Annotated in this window: 17 protein-coding genes; 6 read left to right on the top strand and 11 right to left on the bottom strand. The window is 36.4% G+C overall.

Annotated elements, in window-relative coordinates:
* Nucleotides 1–89: 89 nt before the first annotated feature.
* Nucleotides 90–2273: an L-type lectin family protein gene (locus D1B17_RS01075; protein WP_120143669.1), complete on the bottom strand. Its 2184-nt coding sequence runs from the start codon at nt 2271–2273 to the stop codon at nt 90–92.
* A 164-nt stretch (nt 2274–2437) separates the two neighbouring features.
* Complete coding sequence (locus D1B17_RS01070) at nt 2438–4969, bottom strand: M1 family metallopeptidase (protein ID WP_120143671.1); 2532 nt, start codon at nt 4967–4969, stop codon at nt 2438–2440.
* Between the two features lie 356 nt (nt 4970–5325).
* Here D1B17_RS01070 and D1B17_RS01065 point away from each other — a divergent pair, with 356 nt between their 5' ends.
* Both D1B17_RS01065 and D1B17_RS01060 read left to right on the top strand, forming a co-directional pair.
* Nucleotides 5326–5784 (top strand): nitroreductase family protein, encoded by a 459-nt coding sequence (locus tag D1B17_RS01065; protein WP_120143673.1) that lies wholly within the window; start codon nt 5326–5328, stop codon nt 5782–5784.
* A gap of 22 nt (nt 5785–5806) precedes the next feature.
* Nucleotides 5807–6463: a nitroreductase gene (locus D1B17_RS01060; protein ID WP_120143675.1), complete on the top strand. Its 657-nt coding sequence runs from the start codon at nt 5807–5809 to the stop codon at nt 6461–6463.
* Between the two features lie 65 nt (nt 6464–6528).
* On the opposite strand, the gene D1B17_RS01055 is transcribed toward D1B17_RS01060, so the two are convergent.
* The 6 genes from D1B17_RS01055 to D1B17_RS01030 all read right to left on the bottom strand — a co-directional run bounded on the left by D1B17_RS01055 (nt 6529) and on the right by D1B17_RS01030 (nt 11325).
* The gene (locus D1B17_RS01055) at nt 6529–6924 is read right to left on the bottom strand and encodes a nuclear transport factor 2 family protein (RefSeq protein ID WP_420868399.1); all 396 of its coding nucleotides are present in this window, start codon (nt 6922–6924) and stop codon (nt 6529–6531) included.
* 72 nt (nt 6925–6996) lie between these two features.
* Nucleotides 6997–7875, bottom strand: a complete 879-nt coding sequence (locus tag D1B17_RS01050) for a LysR family transcriptional regulator (protein WP_120143677.1) — start codon at nt 7873–7875, stop codon at nt 6997–6999.
* 521 nt (nt 7876–8396) lie between these two features.
* Nucleotides 8397–8993 (bottom strand): NAD(P)H-binding protein, encoded by a 597-nt coding sequence (locus tag D1B17_RS01045; protein ID WP_120143679.1) that lies wholly within the window; start codon nt 8991–8993, stop codon nt 8397–8399.
* Between the two features lie 14 nt (nt 8994–9007).
* Nucleotides 9008–10045 (bottom strand): zinc-dependent alcohol dehydrogenase family protein, encoded by a 1038-nt coding sequence (locus D1B17_RS01040; RefSeq protein WP_120143681.1) that lies wholly within the window; start codon nt 10043–10045, stop codon nt 9008–9010.
* A gap of 211 nt (nt 10046–10256) precedes the next feature.
* Nucleotides 10257–10490 (bottom strand): cytochrome b5 domain-containing protein, encoded by a 234-nt coding sequence (locus D1B17_RS01035; protein WP_120143683.1) that lies wholly within the window; start codon nt 10488–10490, stop codon nt 10257–10259.
* An 85-nt stretch (nt 10491–10575) separates the two neighbouring features.
* Nucleotides 10576–11325, bottom strand: a complete 750-nt coding sequence (locus D1B17_RS01030) for an alpha/beta hydrolase (RefSeq protein ID WP_120143685.1) — start codon at nt 11323–11325, stop codon at nt 10576–10578.
* 89 nt (nt 11326–11414) lie between these two features.
* Here D1B17_RS01030 and D1B17_RS01025 point away from each other — a divergent pair, with 89 nt between their 5' ends.
* Nucleotides 11415–12278, top strand: a complete 864-nt coding sequence (locus D1B17_RS01025) for an SDR family oxidoreductase (protein WP_120143687.1) — start codon at nt 11415–11417, stop codon at nt 12276–12278.
* Nucleotides 12279–12618: 340 nt separating this feature from the next.
* On the opposite strand, the gene D1B17_RS01020 is transcribed toward D1B17_RS01025, so the two are convergent.
* From D1B17_RS01020 to D1B17_RS01010, 3 genes are read right to left on the bottom strand one after another with little or no spacing between them, the layout of a single operon-like run.
* Nucleotides 12619–13485 carry an aldo/keto reductase gene (locus D1B17_RS01020; protein WP_120143689.1) on the bottom strand — a complete coding sequence of 289 codons (867 nt, stop codon included), beginning with the start codon at nt 13483–13485 and terminating at the stop codon, nt 12619–12621.
* A gap of 18 nt (nt 13486–13503) precedes the next feature.
* Nucleotides 13504–14253 (bottom strand): SDR family oxidoreductase, encoded by a 750-nt coding sequence (locus tag D1B17_RS01015; protein WP_120143692.1) that lies wholly within the window; start codon nt 14251–14253, stop codon nt 13504–13506.
* Entirely contained in the window at nt 14253–14795 is a 543-nt protein-coding gene (locus tag D1B17_RS01010) for a sugar O-acetyltransferase (protein ID WP_120143694.1), read from the bottom strand. The genes D1B17_RS01015 and D1B17_RS01010 overlap by 1 nt, the downstream gene beginning before the upstream one ends.
* A 107-nt stretch (nt 14796–14902) precedes the next feature.
* Between D1B17_RS01010 and D1B17_RS01005 the strand changes: the two genes are divergently transcribed.
* From D1B17_RS01005 to D1B17_RS00995, 3 genes are read left to right on the top strand one after another with little or no spacing between them, the layout of a single operon-like run.
* The gene (locus tag D1B17_RS01005) at nt 14903–15781 is read left to right on the top strand and encodes a LysR family transcriptional regulator (protein ID WP_120143697.1); all 879 of its coding nucleotides are present in this window, start codon (nt 14903–14905) and stop codon (nt 15779–15781) included.
* Between the two features lie 2 nt (nt 15782–15783).
* A complete protein-coding gene (locus D1B17_RS01000) occupies nt 15784–16203 on the top strand; it encodes a nucleoside 2-deoxyribosyltransferase (RefSeq protein WP_120143700.1) in 420 nt (139 codons plus the stop codon).
* Nucleotides 16200–16817 (top strand): hypothetical protein, encoded by a 618-nt coding sequence (locus D1B17_RS00995; protein ID WP_120143702.1) that lies wholly within the window; start codon nt 16200–16202, stop codon nt 16815–16817. The genes D1B17_RS01000 and D1B17_RS00995 overlap by 4 nt, the downstream gene beginning before the upstream one ends.
* Nucleotides 16818–16845: the final 28 nt, after the last annotated feature.

Below are 16845 nucleotides of genomic sequence, written 5' to 3'. Positions count from 1 at the left end.
AAATGTCCCCAGCAATCCAAAATCGGATTACTGGGGACATTTGCCTTAATGCTCGAAAGCTGAACATGTTTTGTCCCACTCTCTTTCATTTAAACCACATCTGATAAAGTCCAATCAATCTCACCAGAATATTGACCAGCCGGGGTTAATCCATTACTACGTAGGAAAATCCCATCTGAATTATCCCAATCGCTAGCAATATTCGTAATTTGTTGTCCAGTTTGGTTTTTAACGCCGCTAGCAATATTAACATTATTACCAGTTAAAATATTTTCAATACCGTTACTGTTACGGAAAATCATGTCTCCATTAAACTTATTACCACTACTTGTTAAACCAGACGTTGAAGCCGACAAACTCCACTTACTATCAGGGCCAGCTTCACGCCCATCATTAACTAAAATGTCCCAATTACCTTTCCGAGAAATTAAACGAGATTCAGATACATTATTCATGTCACCAAACTCATATGCTTTATTAACCGTTAACGATAATTCGCCTTTTTTAGAAACAGTTGCTTTAACAATCGGAGTCAGATTATGCTGCGGGTCGCCTGCAAGAAATTCCAGTGTATTAGTATCTTGTGTCAAATCTTTTGCCGGAATTGTAAATGTAAAACGTCCCGTTTTCTCATCATCACTCATTAAAAAATTCTCGTAGGTTTCTCCATTCAAAGTCGTAAAAATTGTTATTGATGAATTTTTAACCGGTGTTCCATCAGTATAATATACTGTTCCTGTAATTGTAGCGTCAGTATTAGGGCTTACCGAAATATTACTCTGATCCAAAGTTAAACCCATTGGGCCTGCTTTTTTAATAGTAAAGGAAGGTGTATCAACATTACTAATCAAGTTATCACTATCAAATTTTGTATGTTCTGATGCAACAACAGTATCAGAAGCAACTGAATTAGCAACTCCATTAATAGAAATCGTTGCTATATCCCCATCATCTAATAAACTCTCAGGAAGTGCATAGCCACTGATTTTTGTTCCAGATAATTGACTAGCAGAAATTGGGTACGAGACTCCAGTGCTATACGTAATAGTACCTATATTACCGTCCGCATCAGGTTTATAAGTAATATTCTTGGGTAGATTTATATCACCATGAATATTTTGCCAAGAATCACGTCCACTCATATATTTAAAAATATAATTAATTGATAGTTGATCATTAGAACTTACATTCCCATCCTTAGAAACATTGGAATTGCCCTGCGTCACATCCGTTATAGATGTACTTACATCCCCTTCAACTGACGATGGGATAGATTCCAAGGCAATTAAGTTAGCCTGAAAATCATCCCCTGTTGTTGCGGTAAAACCCCAACGCAAATGATTATCGGGAACAACGCCAAATTCCGTTCTATCAATTACCGGAGAACTAAACTTAATCGGATTTGAGGTATTAGTTCCATCACGATTCTTGTCGTTAAAAGCAAACTGTGCTTGAAAAGTTACGGGATCCCAAACAATAGATAAATGATGCCAATTTCCATCATGTAATGTAATTGGAATTACACTTGTATGGTTTTGTGTAAAATAATTGCCCCCTGTAAGAAACCCATAAGGAACGTAGTTATAAGTTTTACTATCCGCAGGATAACCATATGCAATATGAGATCCATTAACATTTTTATCAAAGGAATCTGCACCACCTGGGGTTCCTCCATTATTTGTATGATCATCAAATTCCAAAGCCCAGCTATGTTGAATTGCTGAGTTAGCGACCGTCTGAACATCATGCACAGTGGAATCATCGTCCATTCCCCAAACACCCAAAGATTCACCAATCCCCAGTTTAGACCCTTTATGAGCAAATGCATTCTCACCATCACTCGAGTTTTGTAATACAAAAGCCATACCATCACCAAAACCACCACTTTCAATATGACTTGTGGGTCCAAAATATAACCACATAGATAATGTTTGTCTTTTAGTAATATCGATATAATTACCGCCACCTACATTGGACCAAATCGCCCCTGCTTGACTTGTATTGTAAGTCATTCTGATAGCCCCATTAGAAACACCATTTGATTTAACCAAGGATGCCATGTTGTTTGTCGTTTTACCAGTAAATTTACTAAAATCAGCTTTAGTAAATAAATTAGAATCAAGTCCTAAATTGTCAGGTGCACTATCCAGCCCTGTCGTCTGTTCTTTAAGAGCTGCCTCAGAACCTTCAGCCTCAACGTCTACATATTGACATCCCAACCCCACAATTACCACAAAAAAGGCTACACAAAATAGCCTTAGAATATTCTTCATTTTGCTGCCCTCACAGTTTTTATATTCCCATATAACTCTTGTTGCCATTATTATATACACACAATTATTATAAAATCACCACATTAGTTTTATTTTTATTTCAAAAAAAGTAAAAAAAAATAAACCTATCTATAATAAGATAAGTTTATTTTCCAATTTGTTAACTATTTATTTTCAGCAATAGCTTTATTAACAGCGTCTTTTTCATCTTCAATCAAGTTGACATTTGTTTCAACAATCTTGATATCCATTTGAATTTCACGTGTTAAACCAGGTGTATTAACTTTTGGTTCAAAGAAGGCTTTGAATTCAGCTAAACGTTCTGGCGTGTGGAAGACCATTGATGTAACGGTAATATATGTTGAGAATTCCATATCTCCACCAACTGTCTTTTCAAGCCATGACCAATCGTTTCTGATCCAGTCCCAAGCAGCTTGTTGGGCTTTTTCGTTAGCCAAAGTTCCACGATACCATGAACGCAAATCTTGTGGCTTGATTGTGTCAGCATCTTCAAATTTACCAACCAATTTATTGATCAATTCACTATCTGGTGTACTTGTAATGGCTACAGACAAGTCAGCTTTGTAACTTGGATCTGCTGTCTTTACGTAATCAGCTAATAACTTATCAAACAATTCAGCACTACCATAATTCTTCACTTCATTTCTCAAAACGAAGAGACGAATATCTGCTGACAAGCCAATTAAATTATCTTTATTATTAGTAAAGATTTCATGCGCCTTAGCAACAGCATCAGGGTTTTCAGCGTACAAAGCAGCGTTTAAAACAAATGGACGTGTCAATTGATCATCATTCGATTCGCCGGCTTGTGGCTCCCAACCTAAACGAGCAACTTGCTTAGCACTTAATTTATCAAATAAAGCTTTCAAATTCTTCTCTTCAGCAGAACCAGATTGAACAAACTTCTTCAAATTGTTAGCGACACGATACAATGCTGCATTAACAACTGTCGAATGACTTTGAGCAAATTTATTCAATAATGGCACGATTGAGGCGTAAGAAATTTCACGTGCATCGGCCAACAAACGAAGATCTTGTAAAATACCAAGTTGTGAAATATTGTCGATTGAATCGATATTATCCAAGATATCTTTCAACAAAGTTTCATCATATTTAACGATAAAGTGAGAGTTATTGCCGACATTCAAGCGGAATGGTTCGTTAGCATCCTTGTGTAATTCAGCGTAATCACCGACAACGACCTCCTTGTCAGCCATAATCTTAGGAGCAGCACCATAGTTACTGTTCAAAGGAATTTGCCATAGGCGGTCTTCGTCTTGTCCTTGACCAATGAAGAATTGTTGCTGTGACAATGTAATCTTACCATCAACGACACTAGCAGAAACAACTGGATAGCCTGGTTGTTCGAGCCATGAGTGCATAATTGAACCAACATCAATACCAGAAGCATCACCTAAAGCATTCCAAAGGTCATCGCCTTTAGCATTGCCATAACTGTGAGCTTCAAAGTATTTCTTCAAACCAGCACGTAAGTTATCGTCGCCTAGCAAGGCACGAACCATAACTAACATTCGGGCACCTTTAGCGTAAACAATAGCTGAGTCAAACAAAGCGTCAATTTCAGCTGGATTATTAACTTGGACGTGAACAGATTGCACACCATCAGTGGCATCACGTTGTAAAGCAGCTGGAACATCAGAAGTTTGGAACATTTCCCAAACATGCCAGTCAGGTTCAATCGCATCAACAGCAACGTATTCCATCATGTTGGCAAAACTTTCGTTCAACCATAGGTCATCCCACCACTTCATAGTAACAAGATCACCGAACCATTGGTGAGCTAATTCGTGAGTAATGACTGTTGCAACAAGTTGTTTTGTATCAAGTGAAGTATTATCAGGGTCAACCATCAAATAAGCTTCACGATAAGTTACAAGACCCCAGTTTTCCATCGCACCAGCTGAGAAATCAGGAAGTGCCAATTGCCATGAATGTGGAAGTGGATATGGCGTTTGATAGAAATCTTCATAAAACTCAATGGCACGTTTAGCAATGTCCAAAGCAAAATCTAATTCATTAGCTTTGTGAGCTTTAGTAGCGAAAACACCCACTTCAACACCACTCTTAGTTGTTGTAACTTTACTTTGAAGATCACCAAAGGCAAAGGCAATTAAGTAAGTTGACATTCTAACAGTTGTATCAAAATAGTGAATTCCATTTTCCGTTCTAATTTCAGGCATATTAGCTAGAATTGTTTCACCAGGTTGTTCATCAAACTTGATAGCCATATCAAATTTAGCTTTAGCTTCAGGTTCATCGACACATGGAAAGGCTTGACGAGCAAAAGTAGTTTCAAATTGCGTACCGATAATTTGTTTCTTTTCGCCATTAACTTCGTAATATGAAGGATAAATACCCATCATTGAGTCAGTCAATTTAGCATTGTAAGTGATTGTCAAAGTTGTTTCACCAGCTGCTGGCAAATCAATATTAATAGCATCATTGTTATCGTCAGTTGTGAATGGAACATCTTTTCCGTCAGCTTGGACCGTTTCAATATTCAGATACTTTTGGTGAATAGAAATTGATGGCACCTTAGCCTCACCATCAATAACAGTTTTACCAGAAAATTGTTTTGTACCACGGTTGATATCGATGAAGACATCATAGCGACTTGGTTGAAATTTATCATAAAAGCGTGTTATTTCAGTCATAAGTTCCCCTTTTTTAATCGTTTTTTAATTTACTTCTAATTTATTATAATCTTTAAGATATCTTACTTTCAATATAAAACTAATAGTTAAAATAAAAACACTTATACGCCAACAATTGTAGTCTATCAAAAACTTGGATATGTCCCAAATAAAACGATGTTCCGTTTTTCTTCAATTATAATTGAAGAAAATTGGATTTTTAGGTTTTTATCAATTACGTTTGAAGTTTTATGTACAATTAATAGCATAGAATTATTACTCTCATTCACTAAAGCTTATGTGACCATTAACTTCATTGTGCACAATAATATGAAAAGAATTATCATTAAGACAATACATAATTTGGAGGTTTTACTATGGAAACTTTTGAAATGATTAAATCACGTAAAGCTGTTCGTCAATACACTGGTCAAATTAGTGATGAACAATTAAATAATATTTTATTAGCTGCCAACGCTGGATCCGTTGGTTTAGGAAAATTTGAAGATTATCGTTTAACCGTTATTCAAAAACCAGAAGTTTTATCAAAACTAACTGGAATTTATGATGCACCCACTGTTATTGTCGTCTCTTCTACTAATAATGGTTTAATGGAAGGCAATTCGGCTGGTACCATCGTTCACAATATGGAACTAGCCGCTGAAAACCAGGGTCTAGGTGCCAATTATAATATGGCTTGTCTCGGTTCAATTCCCGAGAATGTTATCCCAGATGGTTTCAAGCCTCTCTTTGCCATGACCCTAGGACAAACTACTGAAACTTTTACCCCTCGTAATATTTCATTAAGCAAAATTGCCACAAATATCGTTAAATAGGAAAAGGATTAAAAAAATTACTATGGATTTAATTGAAGTTGTAAAAAAACGTCACTCGGTTCGACACTTTAGTCAAAAAAGTGTCGCTACGTCTGACATAAAAGAAATTATCAAACTAGCTCAACTGGCTCCTTCATGGGTTAATTCTCAACCTTGGAAAGTCTATGCTGCAACTGGCAAAACTTTGGAACAAATTAAAGCTGATTATGAGCAAAAAGACCACTTGAATGAAAAATCTCATCCCGATTTTCCGGTCATGCATCGTGATGACTGGAACAATCGTACTCAAGCCAATATGAAACAGTGGCGTCACGAAATTGTTCATCATTTTGCTGACTTTGATGAGGCACATCACATTATGTCCGATGCCAGTGAACATCTTAATTACGCACCTGTAATTTTATTTTTAACTATGCCAAAGGATTCATCTCTTTGGTCCGTTTTTGATATGGGTTCTTTTGGTCAAACAATTATGTTGGCCGCGAAAGATAAGGGATTAGATACGATTCCTAATTACAACAGTGTCCGTTTTCCTGAAGTTCTTCGGAAACAATTAGATATTCCCGAAGATGAAACAATTGTTGTGGGTATTTCACTTGGTTATGCCGAAGATATTAAAATTAATACTTATCAATCCAAGCGTGAACCACTTGAAGATGTTTTAAAAATCAGTAAATAATACACAAAAGGGATATCACAGAAATTTTATTTCTCGTAATATCCCTTTTGTATACACTAGTTAGCTTAGTAAGTACTGGCGACCTGATTAGTAATAATCCAGTTGCCATTTTGTTTAGCAAAATACATCTTCATCTGTAGTGGCCAAGTATTAACCCCACCACCCCAGATTTTAGCTTGAACTTGATTCTGTCCAACTAAACTAGCTTTATCATCATCAATTTCAATATCTTTAATAGCTTCTTCATGTGAAGCGAAATATTGCATTTCATCATTTTGAATCTGGTCAATCCACTCTAATTTTGGTTGAACATATCCTGTCATATGAGTTAATTTCATACTTGAAGCCAAAATTTCATTTAATTTATTGAGGTCTTTTTCAACCATAGCTGTATTTTCGTCACGATATAATTGCACAATTGTTTCTTTATCAGTCATCATATTCACACTTTCTGATTTCATTTACAAGAAAGATGATACCTTGTTGACCGCACTAGAGCTATTCCAATTCCAATGACGATTGATAAGTATTACTTATACAAAACTCCTCTTCAATAAATCGGCAAAGGTTTCAATATAAAAGCCGGAATTATTAGCTTTCCAGTAAGCATAATATTTTTGTTCTAACTTGCGATTGCCTTTAACTAACTTGATCATTTTGACAATGTCGGGATTCATTTGCTTTTGCATTCGAGCATTGATAATCAAATAACCTTGATTAGATGCCACTAACATTTGTGCTTCATCGTAATTCTTAGCAAAAATAAAATTACTTTTGACACCTAAAATATCTCGATAATATGTCTCATCAGTGGTTGGATTATCACTATCGGAAATTAAGATACATGATAAGTCGGCTAAATCTTCAACATCAATTTTTTCAGTTTCTACAGGCAATGATCGGCTGACTGCAACCATAAATTCACTAGCTGTTAAAAATTCATTTTGATATTCATTCGACAAGGCTCGACGTTGATCTGAAAAATTCAAATCAATTTGACCAGTCCGTAAAAGTTTATACAGTTCTTCATGATTGCCACTAGTAATATGAATTTTAACTTTAGGATAAGTTTGGGTGAATTGAGAAACGGTCTGTAGAAATTCAGTTGTTCCAAAACTTCTCAAATAGCCAACATTCAACTCGACTTCATCATTTTTGACAATTTTGACAGTATTATGAACTAGTTGCTCCACATCAGCCAAAATGTCCTGACTGTGGGTATAGAAATATTGTCCAGCTTCAGTTACTTCAAAACTGCGACCTTTACGTTCTAGTAACTTCACACCTAAATAGCTCTCTAGCTCTTTCATTTGTTGAGAAATAGCCGATTGCGAAATATTGCACTCGACTGCCGCCTGAGTGAAACTATGATTTTTGACGATAGCGATAAAATATTGCATTTGTTGAAACATAAGCTTGCCTCAAATTCATCTTTTTTTATCATTATATCAATATATTTAATGCGTAGTGCTAGTTAAATATTCCGCCTCCAAGAGCAAGAGATTTTGGTCGCTATGGGGACCGCCGAAAGCCAAGGTCTTTCGGCTCGCTTTTGAACCTCGCACAAATCGCGAGTTTCAAAAGTCGTCCCGTGGTGTAAACACTAAAGTGTTAACGCCACCTGCACAGCAACCAAAATCTCTTGCTCTTTCCGGCTAGTTTATTCTTTATTTTTAAACCAATAGTGAACAATTTTCAGTATTATCATGTTACTGAGGGCTAAAGTTATAGGATATGGAATTATATTTGTATTTTAAAAGTAATTTTAAACCCCTAGTCAAAAATCAACCGGCACCACGCGTTTCTTATAAGCAAGAATGAGAATATCACAAAGCAAATCTTTTTCTGCTTAAAAAATGACTTCAGCAATCCGAAACTGGATTACTGGAGTCATTTACCTTAATGCTCGAAAGCGGAACATGTTTTGTCTCTCTTACTTTGTATTCAAACCAACACTATCATGTGAGTAATAAGTTTCATCAGCCACCGCATTTTTAACAAAATCAGCGATTGAACTGATTGAAACATCATGTCCACCAAAAGGTTCACCCTTACGAGTAATTTCATAATTAACTGGACCATTAGTAAACCAACCCGGACGAATAACGGTATAGTTCAAGTCAGATCCTTCGACTACATCAGCCGCTTCACGATAAGAACGAAGTACACTATTGTTTTCCAAATTACCGTTACTACCAACCGAAGCAGGAATTTCATTATAAATACCCATCGAAGTAATAAATAATAATCGTGAAACATTATTTCGATCCATTGCAGCAACAATCTTTTTCGCAAATTGTCCCAGTGGACCACTCAACGCAACAAAAACAGCATCTTGATTAGCCATAGCATTATCTAGATCTGCATCTTTCATCACATCTCCAGCAACGACTTTTTCACGATCACTAACACTCAAACGACTAGCACTACGAGCAAATAAAGTTAGTTGATCATCTGTTTCTTTTAAAAGTGTTTGACGCACAGCACCACCGATTGTTCCAGTTGCACCAATAATTAATACATTTGTCATTTTAAAATACCTTCTTATTTATTAATAATTAATAATGATTTAATAGCAGTTCTCTTGTCCATTGCTTCATAAGCATCTTGAATATGATCAAGATCAAATCGTTTCGTGAAGACTTTACCCGGATTAATTTTCCCACTTAAAACAGCATCTAATAAAATTTCTTTATCATCTGTTGTAACTGAGGCAATTCCGCCACGAAGTCCAATATTTTTCCAGAATAAATTATTAGTATTCATTTCTGCCTTTTGGGGAACACCAACACGGCCAACGATTGCTCCGGGACGACCGACTTTAACTGCTGTATCAACTGACTGTTCAGTTCCGACACATTCCAGCACGGCATCAGCCCCAGTCTTTGTTAATTCCATAACTTTTTCAACCGCCTCATCGCCACGTTCAGCAATAATATCAGTTGCACCAAATTCCTTAGCTAACTTTTGACGATCTTCATGACGACTCATAGCAATAATTCTCTTAGCTCCAAGTAGTTTTGCTGAAAGGACCCCACTCAAACCAACGGCACCATCACCCATAACTACGACGGTATCATCTTTTTTAACCTCGGCACTCTTTGCAGCATGGAAACCAGTTGCCATTACATCTGCTAAAGCTAAGAAATTATTGAGCATTTCATCAGAGTAATCTTCTGGTTGACCGGGGATCTTAACTAGAGCCCAGTTAGCATTAATAAAACGTAAATATTCACCTTGATAACCGCCATTGCCACCGGCTTCTTTGTTCAAACAATCCCCATCAAATCCTGCTAAACAAGCGGCACAGTGACCACACCCATGTGTAAATGGTGCGATGACAAAATCACCAACTTTAACGTCTGTAACTTCTGAGCCAACTGACTCCACAATACCAATGGCTTCATGACCAACTGTTGAACCAGCTTCCCGTTTAGAAATTCCACGGTACCACCATAAATCCGAACCGCAGACACAAGCCCGAATGATTTTGATAATTGCATCAGTTGGTTTTTGAATTGTTGGCATTGGATAGTCTCTAACTTCCATTTTTCCTGGTTCAATAAAAGTTGCTGCTCTCATAATTCAAAATCTCCTTAAATTTATTTTATATAAATATTTCTTTGATTTAACTTACGGTGATTATATTACTAGCAAAACAGAATTTAACCAATTGTGATTTCTATAGTGATTGATAAGTTTTACTTATGATTTGATTTATCCATAAAAAAATAAGCCAAAGCAATCTATTTTGAGATTACTAAGACCTATTTAGTGATTAATTTATATTCTTTTAGGCTAATTTGCCAACTTCATTTAACTTAGCTAAAACGGAATGTTTATGTGGCGATTTCATAATTGCTTCAGACAAATCGTTTCCAGCAACATTTCCGTGATGCTTGCCACCTTGCCATGGTTCCACATCAGTTACATCATAAACAGTACCATCGATTGCTACATATGCTGGATTGCCATTTTCACCATTATATTTTTTCAATTCCTCAAGTGTAAATTGTTTATCTGTCATTTTATCAACCCCACCTTCAAATTTATTATCTAATATCATTATGACATTTATCAATAGATAAAGATAATTTTAAAACTCATAGAACTTATTGAAGGAAAAAATCTGTCGCAATATCCAGAGCTTCTCGTCGTGAATTACCAATGTTAAAGCCATGGTCAGCATCATCTAACAAATGCAAAGTATCGTTGGCGTAAACATCATCATAACGTGTTGAAGCAATCTTATTTACGACTGTATCTTTCAATCCATGAACTAAACAAACTGGTCCTCGATACAATTGTGCCACTTCATAAATAGGTAAAGTTTGAGCTGTTCGTAAATAAAATCCACCTAAAGTTAGGCCCTTTTTAATTGGTAAAGTATCGGGAATATTATGTGGATCATATGTAAAGCCTTGAGTATCACCTTTTAACGCATCATCTTTCAAAGTGGCCGCTGGAGCCAAAAGTGCTAATTTAGCAATCTTTTCTGGATAGTATCCGGCTATCATACTAGCAACAACTCCACCTTGTGAGTGACCCAACAAATAAATTTTTTCAACACCATCAATTTGTCGAGCATAGTCCAAAATAGCCTTGGCATCACCGATTTCATTCAGAACAGTCATATCTTCAAACTTACCATCTGACTGACCATGACCATTAAAATCAAAGCGTAACGTTGCCAACCCTTTTTCCTCAAAATTTTTAGCTAATTGATACAATAATTGGTCTGGATTCATCCCTCGATCAGACGTAAAACCGTGCATCAAAACTACTAAATTAAATTTGTCAGCTACAGGTTTTTCAAAAGTTCCTCTTAATGTTAATCCATCACGCTTTATTTCGACATCCATTTAATCAACCTCTTTTTCAAATTATGATTATTCTAATACTGTTATCAAAAAATGAATATAATAAAGTTAATCAGATAGGAGAAATTATAATGACAAATAAAATTTTAGTAATTGGCGGAACTGGTAATATCGGATATCCCTTGGTCCAATATTTGAATCAACATAACGTTCCAACCGTTGCCGGAGCACATAACCTTGCCAAAGCTACCCAAGAATTTCAGGAATATAATAATGTGGAAGTTAGACACTTTGATTTCTTAGATTCATCCACTTTTGAAACAGCACTTACTGGAGTTAATAAAGTCTTCTTCGTAAGGCCGCCACAGTTGGCTAATCCAAAAAAAGATATGTTGCCCTTTCTAAAATACGTCAAAACACAAAATATTGAGCAAATCGTCTTCATTTCTCTATTAGGTGTTGAGAAAAATCCCATGACACCACATCATCAAATCGAACAAATGATTGTAGACATGGACCTGCCCTACACTTTCATCAGACCAAGTTTCTTCATGCAAAATCTCAATACAACTCATCAATTCGATATAAAAGAAAATCACGACCTATTCATCCCTGCCGGAAATTCACGAACTAGTTTCATTGATACTAGAGATATCGGAGAGATAGCTGGAATTGCCTTATTAGATGACAAATATCTGAATCAAAAGCTAAATATCACTGGACCAATGGCTTTGTCATATCACGAGATTGCCCAAATAATGACTAAAGTTTTGGGAACACCAATAACTTACAGCCAACCAAGTTTATGGAAATTCAGAAAAGTAATGTTACAACGAGGAATGAAAAAAGACTTCGTTAACGTCATGGTCATGCTTTATTTAATTACACAGCTAGGTAATGCCAAAGAAGTCACCGATACTGCTGAAAAAGTTCTTGGACACGAGCCAAAAACTATTGAAAACTACATTCAAGATTATCAAGAAGATTTCAAATAACTAAAATTTATAATATATTTCAACCTATTGATTGAATAAAAAATGCGAAGACCCTTAAAAGATCTTCGCATTTTTTTCATTCAAATTTTTAAATTACTAATTAAATCAATCCATCAAACTTCAAATGAAGGTATTGGCTGCATATTTAAATGGAGCCGGAGGGCGAGGGTGATTGTGCCAGCAGTGAAGGTGGCCGTTAGAGTTGCGTAGCGACTCTTACGCCACGGACGTATTTTGAGATTCGCGCTTTTTGCGAAGCTCAAAATCGAGGTCTGAGACCTTGGCTCAGACCGGTCCCACAGCAGCCACAATCAGCCTCGCCCTCCGGCGGACTTATCTTTTAAAGCTTGCCACCAAAGACTGGAAAGACGCTAGCCTCACCATAATCCATTTGATCAATCTCCATTAAAATCTTCATATCTTCATCAGAAATTTCAAAATCCAATTCTGCATTATCCTTCATATGTTCAGGATTGGCTGACTTAGGCAAGACAATTACGTTCAATTGCCAATCATAACGAATGCACAATTGTGGCACGCTGACATTATATTTAGCAGCCATTTGCTTAATGCGTTCATCCTTCAAAGCTGCACCATGGGCAACAGGTGAAAATGCTTCGACTGCAATATCATTAGCTTGAGAATATTTGATAATATCCATTGGTGTATCGCCGATATGAATCTGCACTTGATTGACTGCTGGTTTAGTTGAACTATTTTTAATTAAATTATCCAAATCTTCCTTATCAAAACTTGAGACACCAATAGTCTTTAACTTACCAGCTTTGACAGCATCTTCCATCGCACGCCATGTTTCCAAATTACCTTCAAAGTGACGATCATTGCCTTGGTTAACTTCATTCCAAGGTTGAGGGTTATGAATAATCATCATATCCAAATAATCCAAATCCATCTTACTCAAGGTTTCGTCAATTGACCGCTTAGCTTCATCGTAATTTTTAATCTCAGCGGCAACCTTAGAATTTACAAAAATTTTATCACGGCTAACACTAGCATTACGAACACCTTCACCAACACCTCGTTCATTGCCATAAGCTTGAGCTGTATCAATATGACGATAACCGATATCAACGGCACTCTTGACGGCATCAGCTACTTTATCATCAGGGATTTCCCAAACACCCAAAGCTAACTTAGGGATTTTAACTCCGTTATTTAATGTAATTGTTTCATCAAAAATTGACATATTTTTCTCTCCTATTCATTAAACTTCTTGTCCTGTAGGACGAATTACCATTTCATTAACAGCCATATTAGCTGGGGTATCAATTGCGAAGGCTACTGCTTGAGCAATTTCTTCTGGTTGTAAAGCCATCATTTCGGCACCCGGCTGTTTCATCGCGTCAACTATTCCTTCACGAACTTCCTTATTATTAATAGAATTAAACAATTCCGTTTTTACAGAACCTGGAGCAATAATTGTTGTTTTAATATTATTGGCATGCTCTTCTTGGCGCAAACCTTCCATGATTGCTCGAACCGCATATTTTGTTCCCGAATAAGCTGCATAACCAGGTAAAACTTCATAGCCTAAAACTGATGATGTGGTAATTACATGCCCGCTCTTTTGTTGCTTCATAACTGGTAAGGCTGCAGCAATCCCGTTCAAGATACCTTTTACATTAATATCAAGCATATTTTGCCATTCATCATGAGCTAATTGGTCCAAATTATTTACTGGCATAATCCCAGCATTATTGAATAAAACATCGATTCGACCATATGCTGCAACCGTCCCATCAATAACTTTTTGAACCTCATCAGCTTTAGTTACGTCTGCTTCAAAAGTTTTGATTTCAGCGCCTGTATTTTGTTGTTTAATTTCTTCCAAACGATTTAATCTCCGAGCAGCAATGCTTAACTTTGCACCTTGTTTAGCCAACAAATTAGCTGTGGCGGCACCAATACCACTGGAGGCTCCCATAATAACTACTACTTTATCTTTTAAACTCATTAATTTTTCTCCTTAATTGTTTTAATCACTCGTGCAGGTATCCCGGCGACAATCGTATTAGCAGGAACATTTTTTGTTACCACTGCCCCAGCGGCTACAATTGCATTTTCACCGATAGTCGTTCCTGGGGTCACAGTGACATTAGCACCTAACCAAGCGTTGTCGTGAATATAAACTGATTTAAATTTCAAATGACGTCTTTGTTCAGGATTAATATGGTGATTAACCGATGTAATCGTGGCATTAGGTCCAATCAAAACATTATCGCCAATGTAAATCCCACCCAAATCAACAAACATCGAGCAATTACTGATATAAACATTTTTACCAAGATGCAAATTTTGTCCAAAATCTGTATAAAATGGCAATCTAATTTCGGTCGTTTCATCAATTTTCTCATTTGTAATTTGACTGACCAATTTTCGTATTTCCGGTTGTGTATGTGGCGTGTCATTTAATTGTTGAACTAAAAGTTGATTCCTATGATTAATTTTTTCAATTTGTTCGTAGGCTTTAGTTCCCACGTCCATTTCTGATTTCATCTTTAACACCTCACTGATTGAAATCAGTATACAAAGGTATTACTATAATGTTAAATACTTATCATGAATTGTTAATCATACCTTTTTGTTATAATAGGAGTCTATCAATGGATGTAAGAGTTTTACGTTACTTTTTAGCTATTGCTCAGGAACAAAATATCTCCCGAGCTGCCCGTTTATTGCATATTTCTCAACCAGCCTTATCTCGTCAAATTGCCGATTTAGAAACCAGTCTTGGCACACAATTATTTATCCGTGGCAAAAGACAAATTCAACTAACTCAAGATGGCTATTATTTATTAGAACGCGCGCAAGAAATCGTCAATTTGGTTGATAAAACAACCTATAACCTACAAAAACAAGATATTGTCAGTGGAACCTTAGACATTGGGGCTGGTGAAAGTATCGCCGTCCAATGTGTAATGGACACCGTACATGACATCATCCATAAATATCCTGAAATTCAAGTTAACTTTAATAGTGGCGATCATACAGTGATTGAGTCGGCTTTGGACAGTGGTATTTTGGAATTTGGTATCATCATGGGACATCATGAATTGGGAAACTACCACACTTTGTCCTTACCTGAGTCTAATCGCTGGGGGATTTTAATGCGTCAGGATGAACAATTAGCTTCGAAGCAAACAATTCAGTCGCGTGATTTACTTGGTCGACCTTTGATTGCTTCCAGACAAATCAAGCATCATCGTGATTTCAAAAAGTGGAGCCAAGGATTATATGATCAATACAATTTCATTGGCTCCTACAATCTAATTTTCAATGCCAGCTTATTGGTTAAAACAGGAGCCTGTATGGCATTGACTTATGAACACCTCGTTGATATTTCACCTGACAGCGAATTGACTTTTCGACCATTATCTCCAGAATTGACCGATCCTAATACTTTGATTTGGAGTAAAAAAAGAACCTTACCCGAAGTCGACCAATTGTTTTTGAAAACACTCAAAGAAAAGATTGGAGAATGAATATGAAAATTTACTTTGCAGCGTCAATTCGCGGCGGTCGAAGCGATGTGAAAATTTATCAAAAATTAATCGATTTTCTCAATCAAGATAATCAGGTTTTAACAGAACATATCGGGAATGATAACTTATCAGTCACTAGTCAAAGTCAGACAGATGATAAATATATTCGTGACCGCGATATTAATTGGCTCAAAGAAACAGATTTAGTTGTGGCTGAGACTTCCAATCCTAGTTTGGGTGTTGGTTATGAGTTGGGCTATGCGGAAAGATTGCATAAACCTGTGGTCATTTTGCATAATTCAACTAAGAGCCAGTTGTCAGCCATGATCAATGGGACGGATTATTTTAAGGACATTTTTGAATATCAAACAGTCGATGAAGCTATCGAGATTCTAAAAAATTATAGGGGGATTCAAAATTGAAATTATCTAAAATTCTGACGTTTATCGCTATGTTTTTATTTGCCGCAACCGGTGCAGTTTTAACATCACAAAACGATACTCAAGCTGCGAAAATTGCGACGACGGTTACTAGACAAGGTTCAATCTGGCTTTACACTTCCGATGGAACAAAAATTACTAACAGAGCGCTAAGTCCTAACACAGAATGGGCTGTGGGCAATACTATTTATATTCATGATTCACCACTCTACCAAGTGGCAACTAACGAGTACATTCAATACAACTATGCTACTTTATCTGATGTTCAAAATCCTGTACAAACACCATTAATTGGTACAGTAACTACACGTTCTCACAATGGAACAATTACCATTAATGAAAACACTGGTTATATTTCGGAAAGTCCTAATCTGCCTGAAGGCTCAAAATGGAAGATTGGTAAGTGCATAGTTAATACTTTTGGCGAAATTTATGTTGAAGTTGCTAGAAATACTTATGTTCCTGCTGTTCATATGGTCTTTAATCAAATCTTGCCCGAACCTACTTACAACAAATGGTTCTTCTATCAACCACTCCGTGATCCTGAAATGAATGTTAGCTCTTATATTAGTGTTGATGACTGGTTCTTTTACTAAAAATTAATCGACTATAAAACAAAAGAAG

The sequence above is a fragment of the Companilactobacillus zhachilii genome, from assembly GCF_003606365.2.
Classification (GTDB): Bacteria; Bacillota; Bacilli; order Lactobacillales; family Lactobacillaceae; genus Companilactobacillus; species Companilactobacillus zhachilii.
This window is presented reverse-complemented; position numbering and strand designations above follow the sequence as displayed.

Coding starts and splice junctions, on each gene's coding strand:
- D1B17_RS01075 (WP_120143669.1), bottom strand. CDS start 2,273: ATGAAGAATATTCTAAGGCTATTTTGTGTAGCCTTTTTTGTGGTAATT.
- D1B17_RS01070 (WP_120143671.1), bottom strand. CDS start 4,969: ATGACTGAAATAACACGCTTTTATGATAAATTTCAACCAAGTCGCTAT.
- D1B17_RS01065 (WP_120143673.1), top strand. CDS start 5,326: ATGGAAACTTTTGAAATGATTAAATCACGTAAAGCTGTTCGTCAATAC.
- D1B17_RS01060 (WP_120143675.1), top strand. CDS start 5,807: ATGGATTTAATTGAAGTTGTAAAAAAACGTCACTCGGTTCGACACTTT.
- D1B17_RS01055 (WP_420868399.1), bottom strand. CDS start 6,924: ATGAAATCAGAAAGTGTGAATATGATGACTGATAAAGAAACAATTGTG.
- D1B17_RS01050 (WP_120143677.1), bottom strand. CDS start 7,875: ATGTTTCAACAAATGCAATATTTTATCGCTATCGTCAAAAATCATAGT.
- D1B17_RS01045 (WP_120143679.1), bottom strand. CDS start 8,993: ATGACAAATGTATTAATTATTGGTGCAACTGGAACAATCGGTGGTGCT.
- D1B17_RS01040 (WP_120143681.1), bottom strand. CDS start 10,045: ATGAGAGCAGCAACTTTTATTGAACCAGGAAAAATGGAAGTTAGAGAC.
- D1B17_RS01035 (WP_120143683.1), bottom strand. CDS start 10,490: ATGACAGATAAACAATTTACACTTGAGGAATTGAAAAAATATAATGGT.
- D1B17_RS01030 (WP_120143685.1), bottom strand. CDS start 11,325: ATGGATGTCGAAATAAAGCGTGATGGATTAACATTAAGAGGAACTTTT.
- D1B17_RS01025 (WP_120143687.1), top strand. CDS start 11,415: ATGACAAATAAAATTTTAGTAATTGGCGGAACTGGTAATATCGGATAT.
- D1B17_RS01020 (WP_120143689.1), bottom strand. CDS start 13,485: ATGTCAATTTTTGATGAAACAATTACATTAAATAACGGAGTTAAAATC.
- D1B17_RS01015 (WP_120143692.1), bottom strand. CDS start 14,253: ATGAGTTTAAAAGATAAAGTAGTAGTTATTATGGGAGCCTCCAGTGGT.
- D1B17_RS01010 (WP_120143694.1), bottom strand. CDS start 14,795: ATGAAATCAGAAATGGACGTGGGAACTAAAGCCTACGAACAAATTGAA.
- D1B17_RS01005 (WP_120143697.1), top strand. CDS start 14,903: ATGGATGTAAGAGTTTTACGTTACTTTTTAGCTATTGCTCAGGAACAA.
- D1B17_RS01000 (WP_120143700.1), top strand. CDS start 15,784: ATGAAAATTTACTTTGCAGCGTCAATTCGCGGCGGTCGAAGCGATGTG.